This window comes from Candidatus Thiodiazotropha sp. AKAK3 (assembly GCF_058244645.1).
This window is the reverse complement of record NZ_JBSYOQ010000049.1, coordinates 51,047-76,434: the sequence shown is the minus strand read 5'-3', so window position 1 is coordinate 76,434 and position 25,388 is coordinate 51,047. Positions and strand designations below refer to the sequence as shown.

Here is a 25,388-nt window from a genome sequence, read left to right as displayed (position 1 = left end):
CAGCGATGAGTCAGGCTTCACCTGAGAAGCAGGCAGAAGTGGGTAACATCAATGGTCTGCAACGCTCAGCAATTCTTTTGTTGGCGCTTGGTGAAAAGGATGCAGCAGAAATCTTACGCCATATGGGGCCTAAAGAGGTTCAGGATGTCGGTTTAGCAATGGCCTCTCTGACAGGAGTCAGCACTGATCAGATGGAAGCCGTAATGCATCAGTTTGTCTCAACATTAGAGCAGGAGACCGCTTTGGGTCTGGGCTCGGATGAATACATCCGTAATATGTTGACTAATGCCTTAGGTGAAGATAAGGCTGGCGGCGTGATCGACCGAATATTATTGGGCCGTAACAGTAAGGGATTGGAACAGCTTAAATGGATGGACCCTCGTGGCATTGCTGAATTGATTCGCCTGGAACATCCCCAGATTATTGCCATTGTACTCTCTTTCCTTGAGCCGGATCAGGCAGCACAGGTGGTGAGTCAATTTGCAGATAGAGTTCGTACCGATGTCATGATGCGAATTGCAACTCTGGATGGCATACAGCCCGTTGCCCTTCAGGAGCTCGACGAGATACTCGAAAAACAGTTCTCAGGAGCATCGAATGTAAAGTCTTCCAACCTTGGTGGCGTCAAAGCTGCTGCTGAAATCCTCAACATGTTGGATGGTGCGGTTGAGAGTAAACTGATGGAAGAGATAACTGAGGTCGATTCTGATCTGGGCCAAGAGCTTCAGGACAACATGTTCGTCTTCGAAAACCTCATCGATGTTGATGACCGGGGTATTCAAGCCTTGCTACGAGAAGTCAGTACTGAACAGCTTCTGTTGGCGTTGCGTGGTGCCGATGAAGCACTCAAAGAGAAGATCTTCAAGAATATGTCCAAGCGTGCAGCTGAAATGCTCAAAGATGACCTGGAAGCTGCAGCACCAGCTAAACTGAGTGATGTGGAGGCATCTCAGAAGGAGATTCTCCAAGTAGCCCGCCGTCTGGCGGACGCCGGTGAAATCATGCTTGGAGGCGGTGGTGATGAGTTCGTCTAAATACGACGATGAAGGATCAATCGATATCAGGCAGTGGTTACCTCCTGAAATGGGTGATGGCAAGAAAAGCCAAAGCAGAGGCACGATACATCCACCCGGTGCACCGCCTACAGCCCAGCAGCTTGAAGCGATACAGCAACAGGCCTATGAGGAGGGTTTCGAAAAGGGCAAACAGGAGGGGTTTGAGTTTGGTCATAAAGAGGGCTTGAATCAGGCCCGCCAGGATTTGCATCACTACACAAGCCAGCTCGATCGATTGCTTGAAACTTTTGTCCGACCCTTGCGCAACCTCGATAACCAAGTCGAGAAGGAGCTGTTAGCACTGGTTATCGCTATTGTTAAACAGCTAGTTCGGCGTGAGGTTAAAAGCGACCCTAATCTGATAGTAGGAGTGGTGCGTGAAGCGCTCTCTGTACTACCTGTCTCATCTCGGAATGTACGTCTCCTGCTCCATCCTGAAGATGCTGAGTTGATCCGGGAAGTCTATGCGTTGGGAGATGCGGAAGTTGGCTGGGATTTGATCGAAGATCCAGTAATAAACCGGGGAGGGTGCAGAGTGGTCACCGATACCTCACAGGTCGATGCTACCCTTGAGTCCCGGCTGGCCAGTCTGATTGCACCGTTATTGGCTGGTGCACGAGCCATTGATGAGCAGATGGAAGAGGATCAGGGCGATGGAATTACTCGGTGAGGAGCGGCAAAATTTATGGGCAGAGCGCTTACGCCGTTATCAGGATCGCCTGGGTGATGACCGGGGCCTGGTGGTCGAGGGCAGGTTGACCCGAATGGTCGGCTTGACCCTGGAGGCCATTGGTTGCCGTGCAGTGATTGGTGGTCAATGCGATGTAGTGAGCAGTAATGGCACACATATAGAATCTGAAGTGGTTGGTTTTGGTGAGGACAGCCTCTATCTGATGCCAACGGGCGATATCCATGGCCTGGAACAGGGGGCGCGAGTTATCCCGACAGGACGTGTTTGTGAAGCTGTAGTCGGGGAGCATCTGCTTGGCAGGGTGATCGATGGCGCAGGAAAGCCACTGGATAGTCTTGGTCCGCTACACACCGATGAGCGACGTCCACTGACCGGAACCAGTTTCAACCCCCTTGCCCGTACACCTATACGAGAACCCTTGGATGTTGGCGTCAGAGCAATCAATGCCTTATTGAGTGTGGGGCGAGGACAGAGACTGGGATTGTTCGCTGGATCAGGCGTGGGTAAGAGTGTGCTGCTTGGCATGATGACGCGCTACACCAATGCAGATGTCACTGTTGTTGGATTGATTGGTGAACGTGGTCGTGAGGTTAAAGAGTTTGTAGAGAACATTCTCGGCAAGGAGGGCCTGAAACGTGCTGTCGTGGTTGCAGTACCAGCGGATAATCCACCATTAAGACGGATGCATGGCGCAATGCTGGCCACGAGTATAGCTGAGAGCTTCCGTGAGCAGGGCAAACATGTGCTGCTGTTGATGGACTCTTTGACCAGGTTTGCTCAAGCCCAACGGGAAATTGCATTGGCGATACATGAGCCACCGGCAACCAAAGGATATCCACCCTCTGTATTTGCAAAGTTACCACAACTGGTTGAGAGAGCAGGGAATGGGGATAAAGGCGGAGGCTCAATCACCGCCTTTTACACGGTATTGACTGAGGGTGATGACCAGAATGACCCCATTGCCGATGCCGCACGGGCAATTCTCGATGGGCATATTGTCTTGTCGAGACAACTGGCAGAAGCTGGACACTATCCTGCTATCGATATTGAGGCCTCCATCAGCCGTGCGATGAACGACATCACCAACTATAGCCATCAGGACGCCGCCCGTTCATTTAAGCATCTATACTCTCTATATCAGCAGAATCGTGATTTAATAAGTGTTGGCGCCTACGAACCAGGTAGTGATGAACAGATAGATATTGCTATATCGGCGATGCCTGCACTTAATGAGTTTCTGCGACAGGATATGCATACACCGGTGGCTTTGGCTCAGAGTCTTGAAGATCTCGAAACCCTGTTTCCTGCAGAGCCTGAACTTGAATCTGATATGCCGGCTGGACTTAGTCTGCCGAATCCTCTTGAACAGTAACCAGGTAGATAACTATGTCACCCTCTAAGCGACTTAAACCTGTACAAAGATTCGCACGCTCAAAAGAGCAGAATGCGGCTCGTAGTATGGGGCAAGCACGCAAGAACCTTGAATTGGAAGAGGCAAAACTTAAGCAGCTGAAGCAATATCATCAGGAATACCTTGATAGATTTCAACAGATTGCCAGCGAGGGTATGACAGCGACTCAATTACAGGAATACAGAACCTTTCTCGCAAAATTGGATGAGGCCATTACTCAGCAGCAACAAGTTGTTGCAAGCAGCATGGTTGATCACAATAGTCACAAAGACAATTGGAAACAGAAACACAGCCGCACAGAGGCATTGAACAAAGTATTAGGCCGTTATCGTGACCAGGAAAAAAAGGTTGCTGATCGCCGAGAGCAGAAAGAGAACGACGATCATAACCAGAGAAACAAATAACAGTCTTGAGTAGAGATGAGTCTCTACAAATCCTTACCAAAATTCCAGTTTCGATTAGTGTTAAAAGGCCCCAAGTAATGAATCGCATTCTTAACCATTTGAATAGGTATCTGATTTATCCTCTTCAATAAAGTGGTTATAAAATCTGTTTTTTTGTAGTTAATCGAGACGATTATTGTAAATTTTGTTGAAATCTGGTTTTTAAAAAATACTTCTTGTGTATGATTGTGAATCATGTGTGAAGTATCGACCGAAACTGATCCTCAACTACCACCACAGATTGTGCAGATTGGCCGTCAGCCCATACTGGACGCGCAGTTAAATGTCTTTGGATATGAGTTGCTCTATCGAACAGCTGATGATCAACAAGAGTTTGATGGCGATGAGGCATCTGCACGAACCGTACTGAATAGCTTTCTCGAATTCGGTCTACAACGGTTGGTGGGTGATCATCGGGTCTTTATCAATATGACCCAACGATTCTTCACAGATCTTCCTGATTTACCAGTCGACAACTCAAGGATAGTAGTAGAAGTATTGGAAGATTTTGAGTTAACTCCGGAAGTTATTGCCGGCGTACGTAAACTTCATCAAGATGGTTATACCATTGCATTGGATGACTATCGATTCGAGTCTCGTTGGGATCCGCTACTTAGCAGTTGTTCTTTCATAAAAGTCGATATTCTCGATTTGGATCTTGATGATTATCAAGAAGAGATTAAACAATTACACGCTCTTGGCCTGAAACTGCTTGCAGAGAAAGTGGAGAATCGTGAGCAGTTCGAGACAGCCAAACGATTGGGCTTTGATCTGTTCCAAGGCTATTTTTTTGCCAAACCCCAAACAATCAAAACTACCCGAAGTCCAAGTAACAAGAGTGTACTACTCAAGGCAATAACCAAAATCAATGATCCCAAGGCGGAAATAGATGAGATAGCTGCACTGATTGAGCATGATTCAAATCTAAGTTTTAAAGTCCTTCGGGTTGTGAACTCGGCAGCACACAACTTACCTAGAAAGGTAAACTCAATTCGTGAAGCGGTTGTTTTAGTCGGGCTAAACCGCTTGCGGGCGTGGAGCACTCTGTTTTTGATGGCTGGTTTTGATGGGGCATCACCAGAACTGATTACAACCAGTCTTGTTAGGGCTGAGCTATGCAAGTCATTGACTGAGGTGTTCGTAAAAGGCCAACCGGACAGCGGTTATACAGTCGGTCTTTTATCAACACTGGATGCCATGTTGAATCAGCCTATGGAGGAGCTTTTGACAGAGATGCCCCTTCCTGACTATATGATTGAGGCATTGCGTGCTCATTCCGGGCCTTTCGGAACAGGCCTTCAGTGCGCAATCGATTTGGAAAGGTGTGATTGGATGAGTGATGCGGCTCAAATTCTTCCTGTTGAACAATTGAATACAATTTATGTACATGCTCTTGAAACCGTGGAGACGCTGCGAAAAGAGTTCTCAGAAACATGAGCGGGCTTCCCTAAGGGATTACTACACCATGAATGGGGCCAGAAGGTGTATTGCAGATGCAATAAGCCCCTACCTCTGCTCGTTTGTTCATCGGACAAATGCCAGAGTAGATTGCGCACTTGCGACTTAGTTTCTGCTTGGATTGAGTCTCTGTCGTGTAGCTCTTATCAGTTGACTTCGGCGACTGATCAGATGGTTTCTCCTCTGTAACCCCAGTTGTGGAGATTAGGCAACTGAAAACGAATATGACCAGTGTAAAAAAAACTCTTTTCATGTTTCTCTCCTGTCACTTATCTTCATAACCTGGCGGCCGTTTCCCGGATAACATATAGGAAAAGGCAATTACCTCAGCAACGGCTCGATAGAGCGCTTGGGGTATTTCATCGCCAAGCGGTATCTGGGTAAGCAGAGCAGCGAGTTCCACATCTTCATGAAGTGGAACATTATGTTCCTCAGCCAGTGCTAAGATCTTGTCTGCAACTTCACCTCGACCCTTGGCCGTAAGGCGAGGGGCATTCTCTCCATCATATTTCAGAGCTACTGCAACATCAGCTGATTGATTCTCTTCTTTGTTCATACCTTTTCGTTTAATAGGGAATGATCATTGGGTAGTTCATATTCATTCCTGGCTGAACCATGAAACGCCTCCAGTTTCTTGACCTCCAGACCAGCAGATTCAAGCCCACTGCGCAATCTATCCAACTGTTGACTGACCATAGTGGATGTCTCCGGGATTTCAGACCAGATGGTTGTGGAAATAGATTCACCAACGAGATGCAGGCGTATGCGCATAGGGCCGAGGGGAGATAGATTCATATGTAGCGTTAATTGCCACCCGGATTGGGAATTGGTAGCTCCATGATGACCATCTCTTGCGATTTTAATATGAAATAGATCAAATCCATCACCATTTCGAATCGGCAGTTCAAACTGCCAGATCTGTCGTGTTGAGTCATCTGTGGGCAGTGAGCTGAGTTGATTGGTCTGTATTCTGGCAATTGCCCCATCAATGTGTTTAAAAAGATCGAGTAAAAGCTTGACTGTAGCATCAGTCTCCACTGCTTGTGGTGCAACAGGTGGTTGTGGTGTTGAAGGTAATGGCAGATTCTGCATGGGCAACTGCAACGAACTCTTTGGTGCCAGGTTGGGTGCTGCTTGTCCCTGCACTGGTAGTCCACTTCCTGTGGAGACAGAAGATTGAGAAATATAGGGTTTTATCAAACCGATCAATCGTAAAAGATTGAGCTTTAAATCATTATTCGGCAGGGTTTGTCGAATCAGCTGCAGTTCTGTCTGAGTGCCACTTAGTTGTAATGCCTTACTCATATCTGGTTTGAAATTGGAACTATCGATGGAGAGGGTACGCGTCAGTATCTGCGCAACCGCTTGTTTGACTGGCTCGGGAAGGGGCTGAGTCGTGGGTTTACTGAGAGTTTCCACCAAAGCCTTGAAAAGCTGTGGTAAAGGTTGTTGTCTGGGGAGATTGTTTTTCAGTGCCCAGGCGGTTAATTCCTTCTGTGTGGGTTGAGTGATGACACGCAGCTCAGGAAGTTGTCCCCCTTTTTCTACCTGTAGCAGCAGAGGCTGACCAGGAGAGACGCTCAAGGTAGTTTGAGCGGTCAACTGAGTCACTCCGATTTGTAATCGCATGGCGCCATTGATAGTTTCACTAAGCGCGGTACCACGCAGTACCTGTCCAGGCTGGATCGTCTCTAACAGCGATTTAGCTGTTACCGAGGTGGGCAGCGGCGGTAGGATTTTTGCTATCGAGAACGGCATCAGCGTTTCCGGTCAATTGATTATGGAAAGTATACCCAAGCTTGGACAATGTTGTTTGATTCAATGGTAAACCAATGAATCCCTGTATGCCTGTAATAAGATGCTTTAAAGCAGGCATAAAACGATTAAAAACAATACTATATTACCTAAACTAACCTGAACCTGCAGAATCAGGCTAAAGTGTAGCTATGGAAAAACAAAGTAAAGATTCACCCCAAGTATGGTTCGTAAAGCATGAGGGACAGATTTCTGGGCCTGTAACAGCATCACGAGTCAGGCAGCTGCTGCTGGATGGTGCTTTGGATTTGACTGATCAAATCAGCTCAGACCAACAAGTGTGGCAGCAGGTTCTACAGGTGCCAAGTGTGGTTCCCCTCCAGTTGCGCGCAGATTCCGGTGATAAGGATGCGATGGCTAAAGTGGAAGCGCGAGCGCAGACCAGGGAGAAGGATAGGGCACGTATAGGTCGGATTCCGATACTACCTCTGACAATTTCAATCCTGGTCATGGGGGTTGTGTTAGTAGTTTCTCTGCTGATTGGAATGCCTGAGCATATCGATACCCCCCAATGTGATCAGCCTCCAGCTCCAGGAGTCAACTGGCGAAACTGTCTTCTGCTTGGCATAGATGTTGGGTCTGCAAGTTTGGCGGGGGCAAATATGAATAGTGCTGTATTGCGTCAGGGGAAATTCAGTGCTACCAATCTGAATGGCGTCGATTTGAGTTATGCAGATATCCGACAGGCAGATCTACGTTATGCCCAGATGCAAAATAGCCTCCTTGTGGGAGCGAACCTGCAGGGTGCGGATCTTCGTGATGCGGATCTAACAAATAGTAACTTACAATTTGCTGATTTGAGTGGCAGTCGCATCGATGGAGTGCTTTGGAGCGGAACCCGACTGGATAGCGCAATTTGGTTCGATGGCCGGACTTGTGGTGAAAACTCAGTGGGTCAATGTCGCTGACTACTTTCTCAAGAGTCGACTACTCCTTCGGAAAAGACTCGGACTCATAACGCTCAACCTGCAGCGTATTCGATAGTAACCTGGCCTTCATTTAGAGATGGTGCAAAAAGTCATGAGGATCTGGCAACTGCTCCCAAACTGATGGCAGGAAGGTACCTCTACGCACGCCTTCAATCAGGTTCAAATCACCTCTTCCTGGTCTGATTTTATCAATGAGATCAGTTTCCGATTCAAATTTCATAGGCTCTGCTGGCGTAAGTTCTGGTATCTTTAAAACTCAACCTAGGTTATTTGCTAATAAAACCATATTGGCAGAGATCTACTTACATCCCAATGAGAAAACCCTCATTTAGTTTATTCAGTTTATTTGCAAAAAATGACTAATTCTTGGGGAGCACATTACAAGTCAAGATTGATGCAGCTTGAGACCTTAACGAATAGCCATGGATATGAAATATTGGGTGGATGTCCAGTGTGTTTCTGGTGTGTTACGTTCTTTGATGTTTCAGTAGATTAGTTTTTTAACGGTGCGAATCTTCATCCACCGTATCGGGGTGAAAGTGGTCGAAAGCTTCCTTGGAGTTGAATGCCCCATCCTGCACATCATAATGTTTAGAATTGTATTTCATCTCGAGTCGTAGTCGTTTGAACCAAGACTTTTTAGATGCCTTATTGATTCTGAGATGTCTCGCATCCATCATTTCTCGGTGGACCATTCTCCCTGTGTCGCGTTCAGTCACCACAAAACCGAAGAACAGGCCACACCCATTAGCATCTGAATGTCTGCGATAAAGGAGTTTTTTAAACCACGCCAACATGTATTCATCATAACCATGAAGTAGTCCAGTTCCAAGCACCCTTGGCTGCAGAGGCAATCGCGTCGCGACTTTCGTAAACAGCCGCGCCGCAATAAGCAACTGCTCCGCCAGCAATGAGTATGGGATTGGCAGTGGCGATACCGGCAATCATAGCAGTCATACCCTCGCCAAGAGATTTTGAGACGTTGTGGGTATATTCGCTATCATAAATAAAAAACTAATCTAGACACACATTGCTATATCTACAACTGTAAGGGAATTATCAACTCGTTGACACTAGGGATAACCCTGTCAGAACAAGCTGACAGAAAAATATTATGGGTGGATTTCCTGTTTATTACTCTTGTTTTTTTCCTGAAATAATAGAATCTGGGGGCAATTGAATGACGCAGAAAAAATATTTTCAATTAATTATGTCGAATGACTAAAATTAGAGGCAGGCAAATGAGTAACGAAGATTAATTGAACGTGCTGCAGAATTTTTGAGTCAACAAGGCATAGAGTTTGTGAACACAGCGAAGATTGGTAGGGAAGATGATGGAAAAATTGAAGTTATTTTTCCTGTGCTGAAACTTTAGATCCAGATATTGCATTTGTAGATCCGGAAGACGTAAGGGTGTGGGTAACGTTAGATGGCGGTAAAGTTGAGTTGATACATCAAATGTAATTACTGCAAACAATGAGAAACTAGCCTGGTCAGCTCCCTTAACTAATCCTGGGTATTCATTAGCTGGTCGTATTGATAACTGTGTTAACTGTCGATCGTATGTCGTAGTCGTAAGTCAGGACAGTAACCGTTTGTTTTATATGGTTTGATGGCCGGTTTTGTGGTGAAAAATACAGTAGGTCAATGTCGTTGACTACTTTCTCAAAAGTCGACTACTCCATTGGAAAAGACTCAGTCTCATAACGCTCAACCTGCATTGTATTTGACCAGTAACCTGAGGGTAAACCTGCCTTCATTTTGAGATGGTGCAAAAAGTCATGAGGATCTGGTAACTGATCCCAAACTGATGGTAGGAAGGTACCTCTACGCACGCCTTCAATCAGGATCAAACCATCTCTTCCTGGCCTTATTTTATCAATGAGATCAGTTTCCGATTCAAATTCCATAGGCTCTGCTGGCGTAAGTACTGAGATGTGAATTGACAATTTCTCTCTTTCACTTCGACCCAATGGCGGGAATCGGGGATCTTGAAATGCTGCTGAATAGGCGTTCTCCGCCACATCACTCACCAGGGCCTGTTGTGCTTCTAAATGGCCAATACATCCTCTCAGTTTATTGGCGATCATCAAGGTAACAAAACTGGCCCGTTTGGCTTGTAACTCTTGAGTATATTCCTCTGCTTTCAGATTGAGGCATTTGTGATGGGTAAGGCCATAATCTATTGATGCGCCAGCAATCTCCAACAATTCTCTACGACTTTTCTCTGAAAGTAGATTTTGCTCTGGGGTAATCATGATCCACTCCTTACAGGAAGCAGGCAGTAATACAAGGGAATCTGTTACAGATTATGATTATCTTCAGATTAGATCGATTATTGCCGCATCGTTCCTTGCTGGGTATTGCTGAGGAATATATTCATATAGTAAACCTTTTGCCAGAGGTTTCTCTGACAGAGAATTTAATCAATAAAGATACCCTTTATCTATAGAATAGCCTATTGGCACTGCTGTGATTCTGATAGAGCTGGAGGAGCGGAGCATAGCAATGTGGCAATGAATTGAAGGTGTATGCTGTCATTTGAAGGCCTTGTCATGCATGCCTCTACTTTTGATCCAGAGATCACTGGTAGGGCAGCCTGTTTTCAGGATTGTCACTCTGGGTGGATCAAATTCACCATACTCTTTTATATTCTTCGCGAATGTTTTGTAAAAACCACAACTTAACTCTTTACCCAAGCGATCAGGTCAACTGTTTGTGAAACACTACTGTCTGACTAATTTGTCGATTGGAGAGATTCTCTTGCCTGCTGTTCTGGATTAGTCGCCTCGTGTTCGACATAATTCGCCCCTTGGTATTTTCCTATGGATAAATGATATGTGGTTTAAGAATCTTCGGATCTATCTGTTACAGCAGCCCTTCAATCTTTCTCAGGACGCTATGGAGGAGCAGCTGAAGGGTAAGGCTTTTCAAACCTGTGGTAGCCAGGATCTGATGAGCATGGGGTGGGATAGCCCTCTGGGAAGAAAGGCCGATAGCCTGGTGCATGAGATCGCCGGTTGTCAAATGATCTGTGCGAGGCAGGAGGAGAAACTGCTGCCCTCAACGGTTATCAAAGAGATCATGGAGGAGAAGCTGGCGGAAATTGAGCTGGAAGAGGGGCGTAAGGTAGGTCGCAAGGAGAGGACCGAACTGCGGGAGGATATCTTTCAACAGCTTTTACCGCAGGCATTTAGTCGACACACTCGGCAATATGCCATGATCGATAAGCAACAGGGGTGGATACTGGTCGATGCATCCAGTGCGAACAAAGCAGAGGCGCTGATTACCTTGCTACGGGATACACTTGGCTCTCTGCCTGTGAAACCTCTGGAGAGTGCCACAGCGCCAACCTATGTGATGACTGAGTGGCTGAAGCGTCCGGGACAACACAAAAACTTTTCTCTCTCGGACAGCTGTGAGCTTCAGGATCGATCTGATGAAGCAAGCATCTTGCGCTGTAAAGGACAGGATTTGACGGCTGACGAGATTTTGGCCCATTTAGAGGCGGGTAAGGATGTTGTTAAACTTGCTGTCGAATGGGATGAACGGATCTCCTGCCTGATTGAATCAGATCTCTCTATCAAAAGATTGAGATTCCTCGATCTACTGCAAGAGCAGGCTGCTGATAATCAAATAGAGACAGAAGCGGATGCATTTGATAGTCATTTTACCCTGATGAGTCTGGAGTTCAGACGACTACTGCCGGAACTGTTCGAACTATTTGGCGGTGTCGCGGAGTAGAACATTGAATGTAGAGGATCACACTAGAAGGGGATGTAGTGCAACATTTTGGCAACAGGTTACCGAATAACCTGATGTAGTTTGTGGTTTATTGACTCAGGTCAATGTCGATCCCGAGTAGAATCTTTAGTCTCTTCCTACGCTCACGGTTGGTCGTTTCCGTGTTAAGCGCTAGTCTGGCGGGGATAGATGGCCCAAATGCCTCCAGGGTCATCCCCCGCCTGTTTTTTTCTTCTCTTATCCTCTACCTTCTACCTGACGATCATCCCGATATCCGGGGTCATGCATCGATGATCAGCAAGCCTCAAAAGGCTGCTCAGTAGTTGTAGTATTCCAAAAACCAGCGCGCAAAGTTGTTGACGCCATCTTCCAGCTGAGTGTCGGGCTTATAGCCGGTATCTTCAATAAGGTCGGTCACATCAGCATAAGTTGCGACGACATCACCGTCTTGCAGTGGCAGCAAATTCAATTCAGCCTTTTTGCCCAGGCTCTGCTCCAGTAGTTCGATATAGCGCATCAGCTCAACAGGCTTATTGTTGCCAATATTGTAGAGACGATAGGGTGCGGTACTGCTGGCCGAATCAGGATGGTCAGAGTCCCACTCCGGATTAGGTTGGGGTATACGATCCAGTACTCTGATCACACCTTCGACAATATCATCGATATAGGTGAAGTCACGTCGATGTTTACCATAGTTGAATACATCTATTGGCTCACCACGCATGATCTTATGGGCGAACTTCAGCATCGCCATATCGGGGCGACTCCAGGGGCCATAAACGGTGAAAAAGCGTAGGCCGGTTGTGGGTATGCGGTAGAGGTGGCTATAGGTATGGGCCATCAATTCATTGGCTTTTTTCGTAGCTGCATAGAGGCTGACCGGGTGGTTGACGTTGTCATGCACAGAGAAAGGCATTGAGGTGTTAGCCCCATAGACTGAGCTGCTTGAGGCGTATACCAGATGTTCAACATCATGTTGACGGCAGCCTTCCAGAATATGGCCAAATCCCACTAAATTTGAATCGATATAGGCGAGCGGGTTTTCAATCGAATAACGTACACCGGCCTGAGCAGCAAGGTTGACTACCCTATGAGGTTTATACTCTGCAAAGACATTGGCTATGCCTGCTCTGTCTTCGAGTTCAAGACGCAGATCGGTGAAGTTGGGATGAGATTGGGTGCGGGCCAGTCGTGCTTTTTTTAGCTCTACATCATAGTAGTCGTTCAGACAATCGATGCTGATTACCTCATCCCCACGCTCCAATAGGCGCAAAGCCAACGCTGATCCGATGAAGCCGGCGCCGCCGGTGATGAGTACTCGCATGATTTCATTTCCTACAGGCAAAAACAGATAACCAGATGACTGTCAGTGGCAGCACTGAGAGATAAAGCAGGTTTTTTAGTCGGTCAGATCCTCGACATACCAGGACATGGCTTCAGATAAACCCTGATCGATATTGTGTGTGGGTTGGTAGCCTAGAAGATCTCTGGCCTTATCAATATTTGCCAATGAGTGCCTGACATCACCTGCGCGGAAATCTCGATAGACCGGGGAGATATCGCTCAGATAGGTAAAGCGCTGGGCAAGAATGTCTCTGATTTTGGTGAACAATTGATTCAGCGTGGTGCGATCCCCCACGGCCACGTTATAAACCTGATTGCAGGCATCCGGATTTGTAGCTGTGGCCGCTAAAAGATTTGCCTGAACCGCATTGTCGATATAACAGAAATCCCGGCTTGTCTCACCATCACCATTGATGAACAGATCTTCCTGATCAATCATTGAAGCGACCCATTTAGGGATGACTGCGGCATAGGCCCCATTTGGATCCTGCCGTCTTCCGAATATGTTGAAATATCTCAGGCCTATGGTGTTGAAATCATAACAACGGGCAAACACCTGAGCGTAGTGCTCATTAACCAGTTTAGTGACTGCATAGGGTGAGAGTGGATTGCCGATTTTGTCCTCTTCTTTAGGTAAACCTGGGTGGTCACCATATGTAGAGCTTGAGGCTGCATAGACGAAACGCTTCACTTCTGCATCCCGAGCGGCGACCAACATGTTCAGAAAGCCGCTGATATTGCTCTCATTTGTTGTGATTGGATCGGTCAATGAACGGGGTACCGATCCCAGTGCAGCCTGATGCAGAACATAGTCGACATCACGACAGGCCTCGTGGCAAGTCTCTAGATTTCGTATATCACCCTCTATGAAACGAAACCCAGACCACTGTTCCTCTGATACCGAAGCCTTTACCTTGTCAAAATTATAAGCGTGTCCAGTGGCAAAGTTATCTAATCCGACAACTTTCTGGTTCAGCTTCAGCAGGGTTTCCAGCAGGTTAGAACCGATAAATCCGGCAACACCTGTAACCAGCCAGGTTGAAGGGGTGGTTACAAGGCTCTCTTTCAGAGAAACATAGGCACTGCTCATAGTCTTGAGTCTACATCGTCAACTGGGAGTACATGCTTGACGTCATAAAGCACGCCATTCTCTGAGCAGAGTGCTCTAATCTTTTCTGATCCCATCTCCTGAAACTCCCGATGTGCAACTGCGAGTATAACTGCATCATAAGCGCCATCTGTCAGCTCAGGAATTGGTCGCAGGCCGTACTCCTTTTCAGCTTCGTCCGGGTCAACCCAGGGGTCATATACATCGACTTTCGCCCCGTATTCCTCAAATTCGCTAACAATATCCACAACACGGGTATTGCGCAGATCAGGACAGTTTTCCTTGAAGGTAAGGCCCAGTACCAGAACCTTGCTATTGTAGGTAGACATACCCCGTTTCAACATCATTTTTACGGCACTGTGAACAATATAAGCCCCCATGCCATCGTTGAGGCGACGACCTGCGAGGATGATCTCAGGCTGGTATCCGATGGATTGGGCTTTATGGGTCAGGTAATAGGGGTCAACACCAATACAGTGGCCACCGACCAATCCGGGACGGAAAGGCAGGAAATTCCACTTGCTACCAGCAGCTTCGAGTACCTCGAGGGTATCAATACCCAATTTATTGAAAATCAGAGCCAACTCGTTAATCAGCGCGATATTCACATCCCGTTGGGTGTTCTCTATAACCTTCGCAGCTTCAGCAACTTTGATACTGCTGGCCTTGTGTGTACCGGCGGTGATGATGCTTTTGTAGAGTTCGTCAACAAAATCAGCGACTTCAGGGGTTGATCCGGATGTGACCTTCTTGATTGTCGGGAGACGATGTTCCTTATCACCTGGATTGATTCGTTCCGGGCTGTAGCCGACGAAAAAGTCCTGATTGTATTTAAGGCCGGAGTCAGCCTCCATAATAGGTACACAAACCTCTTCAGTCGCACCGGGATAGACAGTGGATTCAAATATGGCGATATCGCCAGGTTTCAATATCTTACCCAAGGCGTGACTGGCACCAACCAGTGGACTCAAGTCGGGTTGTTTGTGTTCATTGATAGGTGTTGGAACTGTGACAACAAATACATTGCATGGCTTCAGATCATCCAAATTGCTGGTATAGCTGAGGTGGGGAATCTCTTTCAGTTCTGCAGGGTCGACCTCCAAGGAGCTGTCTTTCCCCTGTTTGAGCTCCTCAACACGAGCTTCATTGATGTCCAACCCGGTTGTGGGGAATTTTTTTCCAAATTCTACTGCCAGTGGCAGACCCACGTAACCAAGACCAAGCACACCGATGTGTACTTTTCCAAAATCAATCATGCTTTGATTCCTTATGCCATGAGAATGCGAATTTGTCGTTCGGTAGCCGATCGCCTGAAATTGAGCATAATCTCAATTTTTTCGATCAGGATTATGAATGATAACGTGGCATGCCATTGAAATCGAGGAATTTGTATCTCCTGGTGATAGTGAGAGGTATGTAGAGAAAGTGTACACTGACATCTCAACAAATTAGCAATAGGTGGTGGTTGTCGGTCGACTTCATTGGGTTCGAATCCTTTAGGTAAACTGATTGAGGGTTCAGCCAACTCATAGTGGGGCTCTCCCGCTTGCTTACACCCGGCATGGATCAAAAAATTGTCACATAATAATCATACTGAAAACCTCCCCAAAGTTGCTCTGGTTGGGCTTCATGCTGGGTATAGCCATAGCTCACTGGCACTTCAATCCATAGCGGCCTATGCCGACAGCTGGAGTTGTCCTCACCAGATGCAACTGTTTGAAACCCTGGTGAATACCAGCCATCAGGCCTTAATAGAGCAACTTGTAGACTACGAGCCACAAATCCTGGGAATTTCCACCTATCTTTGGAATATAGCTGCCAGCATTCGTTTAACACGTCTAATCAAGCAGTTACTACCAGATGTGCGGATCTTGTTTGGGGGGCCTGAAGCTGGGGCCAGGGGGGTAGAGTTACTCTCGGCTATATCAGAGCTCGATTTTGTTATAGCGGGGGAGGGGGAAGAGGCATTTTCAGATTTAATGAGGGTTTTGTTTCAGAGTGATGGTACCTATGAGGCGGTTTCAGGGTTAGTCTACCGAGATCAAGGTCTCATACGCGAAAACCCAATTCGGCTACTTCCAGTAGAGAAAATACCCGCTACCCTTTCAAACGGATTATTTGAAGGGGGGAAATCTCTGATCTATTGGGAAACCTCCAGAGGGTGTCCATATCAATGTACATTCTGTACCAGCGCAACGGATCGTCTTAGAGCATTTCCCATGGAGCGGGTCGAAGCTGATCTGAAGGTGCTCGAACAGCTGTCGAACAAAACAATAAAGCTTCTAGATCGTAGCTTTCATCTTGGTAAACAACGAACTACAGAACTACTAAAACGATTTGCTGATACCCCACCGGGGTTACGCTTCCACCTTGAACTTAATCCTGACCGTATCTCTGAGCAAGCAATGACCATCTTTAGTCAAGCGGATGCTGGGAAATTCCAATTTGAGATCGGCCTGCAGACACTGGATGTCGATGTGCTTAGCAGAATCGATCGTCGTATGGATGTGACTAAGGCGCTAGAGAATATTCGCCAACTGATTGAGATGCGACGGCACCCTGTTCATCTTGACCTGATTGTTGGCTTACCAGGGGAGAGCAGTATTCAGTGTGCCAGTTCCCTGGATCAGACTTTCAAACTCTCTCCGGATCACTTGCAATTGGGTATTTTAAAGTTGTTGCCTGGGACGCCCCTGCATACTCAGGCTAGGCATTTGGGTTATCGCTGGGATACGCAGCCTCCCTATGAGGTTCTAGCTAACCCTTCTTTAGGATTCAAAGAGATAGCGCAATTTAAACGCTATGCTGAGCTACTAGAGCGTCTCTATAACAGCGGCTTGATGCGAAACACGTTAGCCGGTCTTGTGAGATCTTGTTTCTCAGATAGTCTAAGCTTCTGCCTGGATCGCCTGCTGGAAGTATCAGGACACGGATTGGCAAGAGACAACCTACAACCTGATTCCCTTTTTGGCTACCTGTGTGACTTCATTGCTCCCTATCTTGAAAGATCTCCAAACCTAGAGGAGTGGTTGCTTTGGGATTACTCTCAGTTCAGTTTGGTGAACGGTAAGACGCCCAGATGGATCGCTGACAGGTTGGTAGTGAGTGAACAGTTTACAGTGCAGGGGAGTCGCAGGCGGTTGCCGATTCTCGGTTTAACTGCAGAGGGGGCGCTGCTGATAAACAGACAATCTGGGCAGAATTTTGCTGCAGGTCACTATGCACTATGGCCAAGGCAGCATAAAAAGGGGAAGCCGGTAGAGATTATTCAGCTTGATGCCTGAAAACCACTATTAGGTTTTATGCTGGGCTCAGAAAATTATTGCATTGCTGACTTGGGGCGGTTATTCGATCTCACAGATTTTAAGCGCTATGATAGTGTTAAGCATTAACCCACCCACAGCTCATTTGATCGTAGTTGAATTGGAAGTGTAAAACCGGAGATGGGCTAATACGCTTTCTGAAAGGTTAGGCCGTTCTCTTGAGTTTGGGTAAGAAATCTAATGCCCCGGAGAGCCCTGATAAGTTGCTATAAACGAGGCTCATGGCCATGGATATCAATGATGAAGTACAACGCCATACGCTGCTACAGCGAATAAAAGCCAGGTTCGAAAACAGGCCGGACTCTGAGCATGAACAGTCTTTCGTTCGGGTTGCGATTGTATTGTTGGTGCTGCTCTACCTGGCAGTCGTTTCAATATTCGGCGGGCTTTCCGAGTCAGCCTTTCATGGCCTGACTATCCTCACCCTTTTTCTTGCCTTCTCCCTGATAATGATTGCAGCAATCTTTGTTAATCCAGGGATATCCATCCCTCGACGTGTAGTTTGCATGTTTGGCGATATGGGCATGATTACCTATCTCCTTTTCTACTATGGGGAGATTATGACGCCACTCTATATTGTCTATCTCTGGGTCTCTTCCGGGTATGGTCTGAGATACGGCAATCGCTATCTGGCAGCATCGACAGCTATGGCTGCGGTCGGTTTTTTTTTAGTACTTCAATACAATGAAGATTGGCATGCAGACCCCAAGACAGGTTGGGGTTTATGGATTGGGTTAATAGTATTGCCAATGTATATTGCCTCGCTTTTAGCGAAGTTATCCCGGGCTTTGTCAGCAGCGGAAGCAGCTAATCAGGCTAAGAGTCAGTTTTTAGCCAATATGAGCCATGAAATACGCACACCAATCAATGGTGTAGTTGGATTGCTGGAGTTACTGAGTAACACACCTTTGGAAGAGAAGCAGAGTTCATTGGTTCATGGCGCGCAATCATCAGCAGCATCATTGATGCACCTGATCGAGAATGTACTCGATATCAGCAAGATAGAAGCTGGGCGAATTACCCTTACAAATGCACCGTTTGATCTGCATGCATTGATCAATGGTGTGGTGGGATTATTCGAATATGCTGCGAGTAGTAAACAACTACTGCTAAAGCGAAAAATTGATCCTAACTGTCCGTATCTTTTGATTGGTGATGAGCTTCACCTGCGCCAGGTGTTGGTTAATTTGGTCAGCAACGCTGTAAAATTCACTCAACAGGGCAGGGTGGAATTAACTGTTTCTGCTGAGAAGGTAGAAGAGAATAGAGTCAGATTACGACTGGAAGTGATTGATAGCGGGATTGGTATTTCAGAAACGGCTCAAGCCTATATTTTTGAGCCGTTTCGACAGGAAGATGAAGGGATAACCAGGCGCTTTGGTGGTACAGGGCTTGGCATGAGCATAGCGAAGCAGCTAACAGAGTTGATGGGTGGTGACCTCTCTGTTAAGAGTGAAGTAGGACGAGGTAGCTGTTTTTCTCTGCTGCTCAATTGTCAGCGGCAAGATACGGTTGAGCAGTTTTCATTACTCAATATTCCCTCTGGAGTACGTGTTATCAGTCATGATGCGTTGATGATAGGGCTGTTACGAGAATGGTTTAGCGAGTGGGGCATCGACTGTGCTGTGGATCTGGGTGTGACCGCGGCTATTGATGAGTCTGTCGTCTTACTGGATGCACGTGCTCTACCGCATCCATCCACACTGATTGAAGAGTATCCAGGGTTGGTGGACAGGGATCTGCTATTGCTCACCGATATGAGTAAATTAAACTTCAACCCTCAGGGTGCTGGTTATGTAGGTTCGTTGAACCTGCCATTGGAAAAACAGCAGCTTTATAGATTTTTGCGTGGTTTTCAGACTGCAACATTCGACAAACAAACCCCGCAACAAGAGGAGAAACCCACTACCCCAGCAAAAGCGTTCAAAAAAGGCCGGATTCTGGTGGCAGAAGATAATTTAACCAATCAGCTTGTGACTAGAAGTTTTCTCGAACAGGATGGTCACAAGGTGACGGTGGTTGATGATGGTATAGCAGCGCTTGATGTACTTGAGGTTCAAAATTTCGATTTGGCAATTGTCGATATGATGATGCCGGGACATGGAGGGTTAGACATTATCAAGCTGTTTCGTCACATGAGTGGCAATCGAAATAGTATGCCATTTGTTTTACTTACCGCAAATGTCAGTGATGAGGCGAAAGCCGCTTGTCGGACACTGGGTGTAAAATATCTGAGTAAGCCATTGCGGGGACAAGTCTTGCAGACAGTAGTTCAGGAACTGTTGATGCAGCAAACTCTTAGTGTGGGGGAGTCACAGGTTGCTAATCCAATCTTAGAAATAGGGGATGAATCTCAAGAGGCACTGATAGACGAGGAGATCTTCAAGGAACTTTCAGAGTTAATGGGAACCGGCCCGAGAATAGTAGGGTTAGTCGATAATTTCTATCAGGATGCCGAATCTCTTTTGTCAGAATTGAGGCAGGCGGTTGACAAGGGGGAGTGGTTTCAGGCGGCGGATTTTGCTCATGGTCTCAAAGGTGCTGCCTTAGGTTTAGGGGCCTATCAATTGGCTCAACGAGCCCGGGAGTTGGAACAGGAGATACTGCAGGGAGCACCCCGGGGCCCGATGGACCCCTTGGCGCCTGTCGAATCGGCTTATCGTGCTGTGCGGAGCAACCTGCAGGCTCGGATTGCTGATGTATCTGACTCAAGTCACTTGTCGTAGCGGTTGTAAATCAACAGCCTCAGATTGCTTTCTAGCGCGTCTATTCTGAGCGCGTACCAGTCGCTGCATTATACTGATTTCACTATGCTTTAGACTGAGGGCTGCATCTACCCACTGAGTGGTAATCGAAAGCAGCTCTTCATAAGGCACCCGATTATAGGTTTGTCGAACGTGACGAAGTAATTTGTTTGCATTGGTGCGACGCTGAGCAGTTCGAACGTAGTTCGCCAAGGCCTCAACTCCGGCACCACGCTCTGCCAGTACATCTACTACGCCAAGCTCATAAAGTGTTTCAGCAGTGTAAAGGTCGCCACTATAGATCAAACGCTCAGCTAACCCGGGGCCGACTTTTCGTGATAAAAAGCTGTAGGCTCCCATCCCTGGAAACATATTAAATAGTACTTCCGGAAATCCCATATGTGTGCCTTGCTCTGCGATGATAACGTTGCACGATAAGGCTGCCTCAAAACCTCCGCCCTGTGCATTGCCCTCAACCAAGGCAATAGAGGTTACGGGTTGATTCAGATGGCTGTGGAAACCAAAGGCACCATCTATGCAGGCTCGAGCATAGTTCATAAGTGTTTCTCGATCTTTGGTTTCGATAAGCTCTACAAACAGGGCTAAATCTCCTCCTAGATTAAAAGTCGAGTTGTCATTTGATGCGAGTACAACATAATCCCAGTCAGACTGATTTTTGCTGGCATAATCTTCTGCAATACGTTGTCCCATATAAGCCTGAAAGGATTTGATATCCTCAAGCAGTTCTGGTGTGAAACAGGGTCTTGGAGATGGGGTCATGCGTAATATCGCGCATCTGATCGATTCTTGCATTTCAAGACTGGCATGTTGCAATGTGGGCTGTTTTATGTGAGAGGAGAGAGTTGTAATGTCCATAGTGTACCTCTAGGTATTCGGTTGTAATTAGACATGAGCCTGTGAACACATCTTCAGAGAACTGCGGCTGTTGCTCACATTAAGATGAAAACATATCACTGGATATCTATACAGTACTAACAGGTTTTCGAAGCGCCGGTGATCGTCGGTGAACTTCTTAACAGAGTTTAGGAAGTAACTGGTAGTCTTTGTAGTAGGTTAGATCAAGAATTTCGAAGAATCGTGAATTGAAGCCTTAGAATGTTGAATATGTGAAGGGATAAAAGCGTGGTCACATACTCAAATTAGTGCTTGGATCAATGAAAAAAACTATTCAAACAAAAATTGCAAATTAACAGGCCGGAAATTTTCAGTACAAGTCTAAAATAGTAATTATTAATTGAACAATGTAATAATTATTAGTCAAGGTAGAATTCTAAAAAACAGTTGGACAGCGTAGAGTGTGCGCTTGTGGTGGTGCAGGGTAAGGTTCGCTCCTGCACATCCATGAGCCAGCGACACATGTGCATTCCGGCACAGTGTGCAACGATGCGGAATAGCCAGCCATTCCAAGGAGTTGCAACAATGCCATGCGTCACCATAAGGGTGCAATTCATGTTGTAGCGTGAATCACCCAATAGGTGACCATCTGCATCGAAGCTATTATCTACTAAATCAGGAACCTGCTATTAGAATGGCGTGGTTAACTGATTATGTTTTAGGATCATTGCCGTAATATTCAATCTGTGAGAAGTCAGTAAATCTTAAAAAAAGCTGCGATATGTCTTGAATTGTAATTTTCGATCGACTATCTATTGGGCTCAGGCATATTCAGAAGTTAGCTGTAGATAGAGTGCGATTTACAACTGTATCTCTATAATTTATAGCTTGTGTAGAAAATGAATCTCTGAAAGTATAGGCAGGAGATACCATTAAAAACTATTTTACTTAGACTCAATATAATTGTGATGTCGTTATTGAATAATTTATGTTTGTAACTATCATATTTTGAATATTTACTGAATAAGTAGGGCCGATTATTCGTGTAACTCCTCCACTCAATTTATAATAAAAATTATATCCGTATTAACCAGTAAATCAGCTATATTTTGGGACTAATATACCAAGTAAGTGAAATGCTTTTTCTCTGTCTTGGAATTAAACAATGAGTTTTTCTTTCACCAATAAAATTCATCAAAATATATGCTGTTTATTCGAATATAGATCTTAAAACATTAACTATAATTACATTGACTTTACTGGATATGCTGAATTAGTGATGTATGATTAAGGTTGTCATCGTCTGATATATTTTAGAGATATTGGTTATTTAATAGATCAGTTGATTGTCATGTTATGGATGGAATGAGATATCAAAAAAATAATTGCTCAAGGAGGTAGCTGATGCTGGTACTTACTCGGCATTTGAATCAATCATTACAAGTCGGGGAGGCTGTAACACTCAAGATATTAAGTGTCAATAATGGGAATGTCAGATTTGGAATTGATGCGCCAGCTGAAGTATTGATTTTACGCGAAGAACTTGCTCATCGCATGAGTGCACCATCAATACAATCAGAAGCTAAGTCACCGAAAAAGAGAGAGCCACAAGTAACCTATAAGCCACGACGAAAGAAGCTTGTTACAGATATGAAATAGTTCTGGAAATTCATCTCCATTAGTTTTAGGAGCCTCTGATCAATTTGTGAATCGGTATCTGGTAGCTGAAAGGCTCTGGTTTTGTGTAAAAAAGCTTCTCAATAGCGGACTATCAAGCGCGCTTTTCGCCTTAAACCAGAACCTTTCATCTCACCTTATTCTCGATCCAGAATTGATCAGAGGATCCTTAATGGAGATGGGTATTTCTGCGCTATGTGGGTGACGTTTTTAACAGTTTCCAGTCGATCAGAATAATATTACAACCATACGGTTAACCTATGGTATGACGTTATCTGTGAAGATGGCCATGCAATCTCTTAAACGGCAGGTTTTGATCTCTCGTTGTAAACAGGAGCACTTCAGCCAAAAAGTGAATCTATTTGATCGCCAGGTTAATAAATTATTTTGGGGCAGTGGATGACAGCGCTGCCATTATTTATCTATAGGTTGTCTATCAGGCTCGCTAACAGTTGTGTGACTGATCCACTGTTGACCTGTCCATGCCTCAAAAGGACGAAAACGGGATTTATAACTCATTTTCGCGCATGCCTCTATCCAGAATCCTGGATAGACCCAATCCAGTCCTCTCTCCCTCGCATTGTATATCTGCCAGATTAAGGCAAATACACCAAGGCCCTCCTGTGTAAAATCAGGATCATAAAAGGTGTATACAGATGAGGTGCCTTGAAGTAATTGGTCACTGACTGCAACAGCTGCCAATTGTCCTGATTTTTTGAATTCAATAAATTGAGTTTCAGCCCAATCACAGGTTAAAAACTGTGTATATTGACCCGGACTGTTGCATGCCATTGCGCCATCAGGGTGCCTATTCAGAAGATAACGTTTATAGAGTTGATAGTGCTCTTCGCTAAAACTTGAGTCTAATACTGATACCTGGAACTGACTTGCATTGCTTTTCCAGTTTCTACGCTGACTACGGGATGGTTTATAACTGTTAGCCGGGATTCTTAGAGAGACACACCCGTTGCATTGTGGGCAGGCTGGTTGGTAGAGATAACAGCCACTGCGTCTGAATCCTCTGTCAATCAACTGTTGATAGAGTTCTGGAGTTACCTTGGCCATAGGGTCTAGAAACAGGTTTCTCGCTTCTTCCCCAGGTAGATAGGAGCAATCATGCACCTGGCTCATATAGAGCGCATAGGCATCTTCTTGTGTAAAGCCAGGATTATCTAGCATGGCTTGAATACGGGCTCAATATCAGACCAGCTACCCACCTGGCCATCGAGTCGAGTCCAGCTATAGAGATCCTGGCAAAACTGTTTTCTTGGAATCTCTTCTGCACCCAAACTTGCCAAATGTCTTGTGTAAACCTGGCAGTCGATCATTTTAAATCCCCACGCTTTAAGTTGATGGCTAAGATAGACCAGTGCAACCTTTGAACCATTACTGGCTCGGCTGAACATCGACTCCCCGAAAAAGACGCGGCCTATTGCCATGCCATATAAACCACCCACAAGAGTATTGTCCTGCCAAACCTCAACTGAATGGGCAAGCCCCAGTTTGTGTTGCGTGCAATAGGCATCGATCATTTCAGGCACAAGCCAGGTACCAGGCGAGTCATCTCTCGGTGCTGCACATTCATTGATGACATCAACAAACCTTTGGTCAAAGGATACACTATAGCCATTATTGCGAAGAGTTTTGCGCAGACTACGACTGATTTTAAGCTTTTCTGGATAGAGCACCGTTCTGGGATCAGGGGACCACCAGAGTATAGGTTCTCCCTCTGAGAACCAGGGAAAGATTCCCAGTTGATAGGCCTGGATAAGCCGCTGAGGTGTCAGGTCACCTCCAACAGCGAGTAATCCGTCAGGCTCTTTTTCGGCCAGGGAGACATCCGGGAAAGGGGTATTCGGATTGTCGTCTAGTAAAAAAATCATGGTTTGTTTGCATCTAATGTTTTATATAATCATAACAGGCACTTGCACCATCAATAAAAAATCCACATTATTTACCGGTTAGATGTATGGTTAATGTAAAATGTTGGGATATTCTGGATAGAGCCTATTGTATGTAACTAAGAAATTTTGGCTAACCATTATATCTATGCCTGACCTGTTATTATGAATTTTAGATTGGAGTATTGAATTGTCCGACGCTGTCAAACACCTGCAAATTGGTGATGTATTGCAGTTACAGTTTGCACCACCTTCTGAAATCCAGGATCGTTTTTCAGCTACCCTTGTTGGTTTTTTACCCGGCCAAAGCCTGGTGATTACTACACCAAGAAAGGGTGGTAATCCGATTATTATCCGTGACGGCCAGAGTTTTACTGTAAGAATGCTTCAAGGTAGTAATATTTTCGGTTTCGTTGCTCGAGTGCTCCATGTCTCCTCAAAACCCTATCCCCACATCCACCTGGCCTATCCCGATGATGTCGAAAGTGCAGTTGTCAGAAATGCCCCTCGGGTACCGACTGAACTACCAGCTATCGTAATCAAGCCCCAAGGGGGATCTGGGGAGGATTTGCAACGGAAGGTTATTATTTCCGATATCAGCAGTACAGGTGCCAGGGTGATAGACACTAAGGAGCTAGGTGCAGTCGGCTCTGTAATACATGTCAGTCAGACGCTCTCGGTATGTGGCGGAAGTGATGTTCTGAAGGTGTTGGCAGTGATAAGGAATATTCGGGAGACCGCTGCCCTGGATGGAAGTATACGCTATTCACATGGATTGGAGTTTCGAGGGCTTAACAGATTTCAGCAATTGATACTCTGCTCCTATGTGCTTGGGAGTATCGCTCGCGAACGCGGATGAACAGAGTGCAGGTCGATTCAAACAGGGTTTG

23 protein-coding genes are annotated in these 25,388 nt (G+C 45.9%); 11 read left to right on the top strand and 12 right to left on the bottom strand.

Annotated elements, in window-relative coordinates; translation table 11 throughout:
• Nucleotides 1-5 precede the first annotated feature (5 nt).
• The 5 genes from fliG to AC4IE7_RS10125 all read left to right on the top strand — a co-directional run bounded on the left by fliG (nt 6) and on the right by AC4IE7_RS10125 (nt 5,037).
• Entirely contained in the window at nt 6-1,034 is a 1,029-nt protein-coding gene (gene fliG, locus AC4IE7_RS10145) for a flagellar motor switch protein FliG (RefSeq protein WP_490776770.1), read from the top strand.
• Nucleotides 1,021-1,725, top strand: coding sequence for a flagellar assembly protein FliH (locus AC4IE7_RS10140; protein WP_490776719.1), 705 nt, complete (start codon nt 1,021-1,023; stop codon nt 1,723-1,725). Before fliG ends, AC4IE7_RS10140 begins: the two co-directional genes overlap by 14 nt.
• Nucleotides 1,709-3,118 (top strand): flagellar protein export ATPase FliI, encoded by a 1,410-nt coding sequence (gene fliI, locus AC4IE7_RS10135; protein WP_490776718.1) that lies wholly within the window; start codon nt 1,709-1,711, stop codon nt 3,116-3,118. The genes AC4IE7_RS10140 and fliI overlap by 17 nt, the downstream gene beginning before the upstream one ends.
• Before the next feature lie 14 nt (nt 3,119-3,132).
• Complete coding sequence (fliJ, locus tag AC4IE7_RS10130) at nt 3,133-3,561, top strand: flagellar export protein FliJ (protein ID WP_490776717.1); 429 nt, start codon at nt 3,133-3,135, stop codon at nt 3,559-3,561.
• A gap of 234 nt (nt 3,562-3,795) precedes the next feature.
• Nucleotides 3,796-5,037, top strand: a complete 1,242-nt coding sequence (locus AC4IE7_RS10125; protein WP_490776716.1) for an EAL and HDOD domain-containing protein — start codon at nt 3,796-3,798, stop codon at nt 5,035-5,037.
• 286 nt (nt 5,038-5,323) lie between these two features.
• Here the strand turns inward: AC4IE7_RS10125 and AC4IE7_RS10120 are convergent, their stop codons facing one another.
• Both AC4IE7_RS10120 and fliK read right to left on the bottom strand, forming a co-directional pair.
• On the bottom strand, nt 5,324-5,614 hold the full coding sequence (locus tag AC4IE7_RS10120; protein ID WP_490776715.1) for an EscU/YscU/HrcU family type III secretion system export apparatus switch protein: 291 nt from the start codon (nt 5,612-5,614) through the stop codon (nt 5,324-5,326).
• The gene (fliK, locus tag AC4IE7_RS10115) at nt 5,611-6,816 is read right to left on the bottom strand and encodes a flagellar hook-length control protein FliK (protein ID WP_490776714.1); all 1,206 of its coding nucleotides are present in this window, start codon (nt 6,814-6,816) and stop codon (nt 5,611-5,613) included. Before fliK ends, AC4IE7_RS10120 begins: the two co-directional genes overlap by 4 nt.
• A 188-nt stretch (nt 6,817-7,004) precedes the next feature.
• On the opposite strand from fliK, the gene AC4IE7_RS10110 reads away from it, so the two are divergent.
• Nucleotides 7,005-7,781 (top strand): pentapeptide repeat-containing protein, encoded by a 777-nt coding sequence (locus tag AC4IE7_RS10110; protein ID WP_490776713.1) that lies wholly within the window; start codon nt 7,005-7,007, stop codon nt 7,779-7,781.
• A gap of 91 nt (nt 7,782-7,872) precedes the next feature.
• Here the strand turns inward: AC4IE7_RS10110 and AC4IE7_RS10105 are convergent, their stop codons facing one another.
• From AC4IE7_RS10105 to amrA, 4 genes are all read right to left on the bottom strand, one after another.
• The gene (locus tag AC4IE7_RS10105) at nt 7,873-8,022 is read right to left on the bottom strand and encodes a hypothetical protein (RefSeq protein ID WP_490776712.1); all 150 of its coding nucleotides are present in this window, start codon (nt 8,020-8,022) and stop codon (nt 7,873-7,875) included.
• 280 nt (nt 8,023-8,302) lie between these two features.
• Nucleotides 8,303-8,497: a hypothetical protein gene (locus tag AC4IE7_RS10100; RefSeq protein WP_490776711.1), complete on the bottom strand. Its 195-nt coding sequence runs from the start codon at nt 8,495-8,497 to the stop codon at nt 8,303-8,305.
• Nucleotides 8,498-8,606: 109 nt separating this feature from the next.
• Nucleotides 8,607-8,759 carry a hypothetical protein gene (locus tag AC4IE7_RS10095; protein WP_490776710.1) on the bottom strand — a complete coding sequence of 51 codons (153 nt, stop codon included), beginning with the start codon at nt 8,757-8,759 and terminating at the stop codon, nt 8,607-8,609.
• Nucleotides 8,760-9,478: 719 nt separating this feature from the next.
• Nucleotides 9,479-10,060, bottom strand: a complete 582-nt coding sequence (gene amrA / locus AC4IE7_RS10090) for an AmmeMemoRadiSam system protein A (RefSeq protein WP_490776709.1) — start codon at nt 10,058-10,060, stop codon at nt 9,479-9,481.
• A gap of 580 nt (nt 10,061-10,640) precedes the next feature.
• On the opposite strand from amrA, the gene rdgC reads away from it, so the two are divergent.
• Nucleotides 10,641-11,546, top strand: a complete 906-nt coding sequence (gene rdgC / locus AC4IE7_RS10085) for a recombination-associated protein RdgC (RefSeq protein WP_490776708.1) — start codon at nt 10,641-10,643, stop codon at nt 11,544-11,546.
• Nucleotides 11,547-11,862: 316 nt separating this feature from the next.
• Here the strand turns inward: rdgC and AC4IE7_RS10080 are convergent, their stop codons facing one another.
• The 3 genes from AC4IE7_RS10080 to tviB all read right to left on the bottom strand — a co-directional run bounded on the left by AC4IE7_RS10080 (nt 11,863) and on the right by tviB (nt 15,254).
• Complete coding sequence (locus tag AC4IE7_RS10080) at nt 11,863-12,870, bottom strand: NAD-dependent epimerase (protein ID WP_490776707.1); 1,008 nt, start codon at nt 12,868-12,870, stop codon at nt 11,863-11,865.
• 75 nt (nt 12,871-12,945) lie between these two features.
• Nucleotides 12,946-13,980, bottom strand: coding sequence for an SDR family oxidoreductase (locus tag AC4IE7_RS10075; protein ID WP_490776706.1), 1,035 nt, complete (start codon nt 13,978-13,980; stop codon nt 12,946-12,948).
• Nucleotides 13,977-15,254, bottom strand: a complete 1,278-nt coding sequence (gene tviB, locus AC4IE7_RS10070) for a Vi polysaccharide biosynthesis UDP-N-acetylglucosamine C-6 dehydrogenase TviB (protein ID WP_490776705.1) — start codon at nt 15,252-15,254, stop codon at nt 13,977-13,979. The genes AC4IE7_RS10075 and tviB overlap by 4 nt, the downstream gene beginning before the upstream one ends.
• 318 nt (nt 15,255-15,572) lie before the next feature.
• Between tviB and AC4IE7_RS10065 the strand changes: the two genes are divergently transcribed.
• Together AC4IE7_RS10065 and AC4IE7_RS10060 are read left to right on the top strand one after the other, a co-directional pair.
• A complete protein-coding gene (locus AC4IE7_RS10065; protein ID WP_490776704.1) occupies nt 15,573-17,282 on the top strand; it encodes a B12-binding domain-containing radical SAM protein in 1,710 nt (569 codons plus the stop codon).
• Between the two features lie 266 nt (nt 17,283-17,548).
• Entirely contained in the window at nt 17,549-20,047 is a 2,499-nt protein-coding gene (locus AC4IE7_RS10060; protein ID WP_490776703.1) for an ATP-binding protein, read from the top strand.
• Here AC4IE7_RS10060 and AC4IE7_RS10055 read toward each other — a convergent pair.
• Nucleotides 20,030-20,941, bottom strand: coding sequence for a crotonase/enoyl-CoA hydratase family protein (locus AC4IE7_RS10055; protein WP_490776702.1), 912 nt, complete (start codon nt 20,939-20,941; stop codon nt 20,030-20,032). The genes AC4IE7_RS10060 and AC4IE7_RS10055 overlap by 18 nt on opposite strands.
• 1,383 nt (nt 20,942-22,324) lie before the next feature.
• Here AC4IE7_RS10055 and AC4IE7_RS10050 point away from each other — a divergent pair.
• Entirely contained in the window at nt 22,325-22,579 is a 255-nt protein-coding gene (locus AC4IE7_RS10050; protein ID WP_490776701.1) for a carbon storage regulator, read from the top strand.
• Between the two features lie 432 nt (nt 22,580-23,011).
• Here AC4IE7_RS10050 and AC4IE7_RS10045 read toward each other — a convergent pair whose 3' ends face one another.
• A complete protein-coding gene (locus tag AC4IE7_RS10045) occupies nt 23,012-23,776 on the bottom strand; it encodes an arginyltransferase (RefSeq protein ID WP_490776700.1) in 765 nt (254 codons plus the stop codon).
• The gene (gene aat / locus AC4IE7_RS10040; protein WP_490776699.1) at nt 23,770-24,480 is read right to left on the bottom strand and encodes a leucyl/phenylalanyl-tRNA--protein transferase; all 711 of its coding nucleotides are present in this window, start codon (nt 24,478-24,480) and stop codon (nt 23,770-23,772) included. The genes AC4IE7_RS10045 and aat overlap by 7 nt, the downstream gene beginning before the upstream one ends.
• A gap of 208 nt (nt 24,481-24,688) precedes the next feature.
• Between aat and AC4IE7_RS10035 the strand changes: the two genes are divergently transcribed.
• On the top strand, nt 24,689-25,357 hold the full coding sequence (locus AC4IE7_RS10035; protein WP_490776698.1) for a flagellar brake protein: 669 nt from the start codon (nt 24,689-24,691) through the stop codon (nt 25,355-25,357).
• The last annotated feature ends 31 nt before the right edge of the window (nt 25,358-25,388 follow it).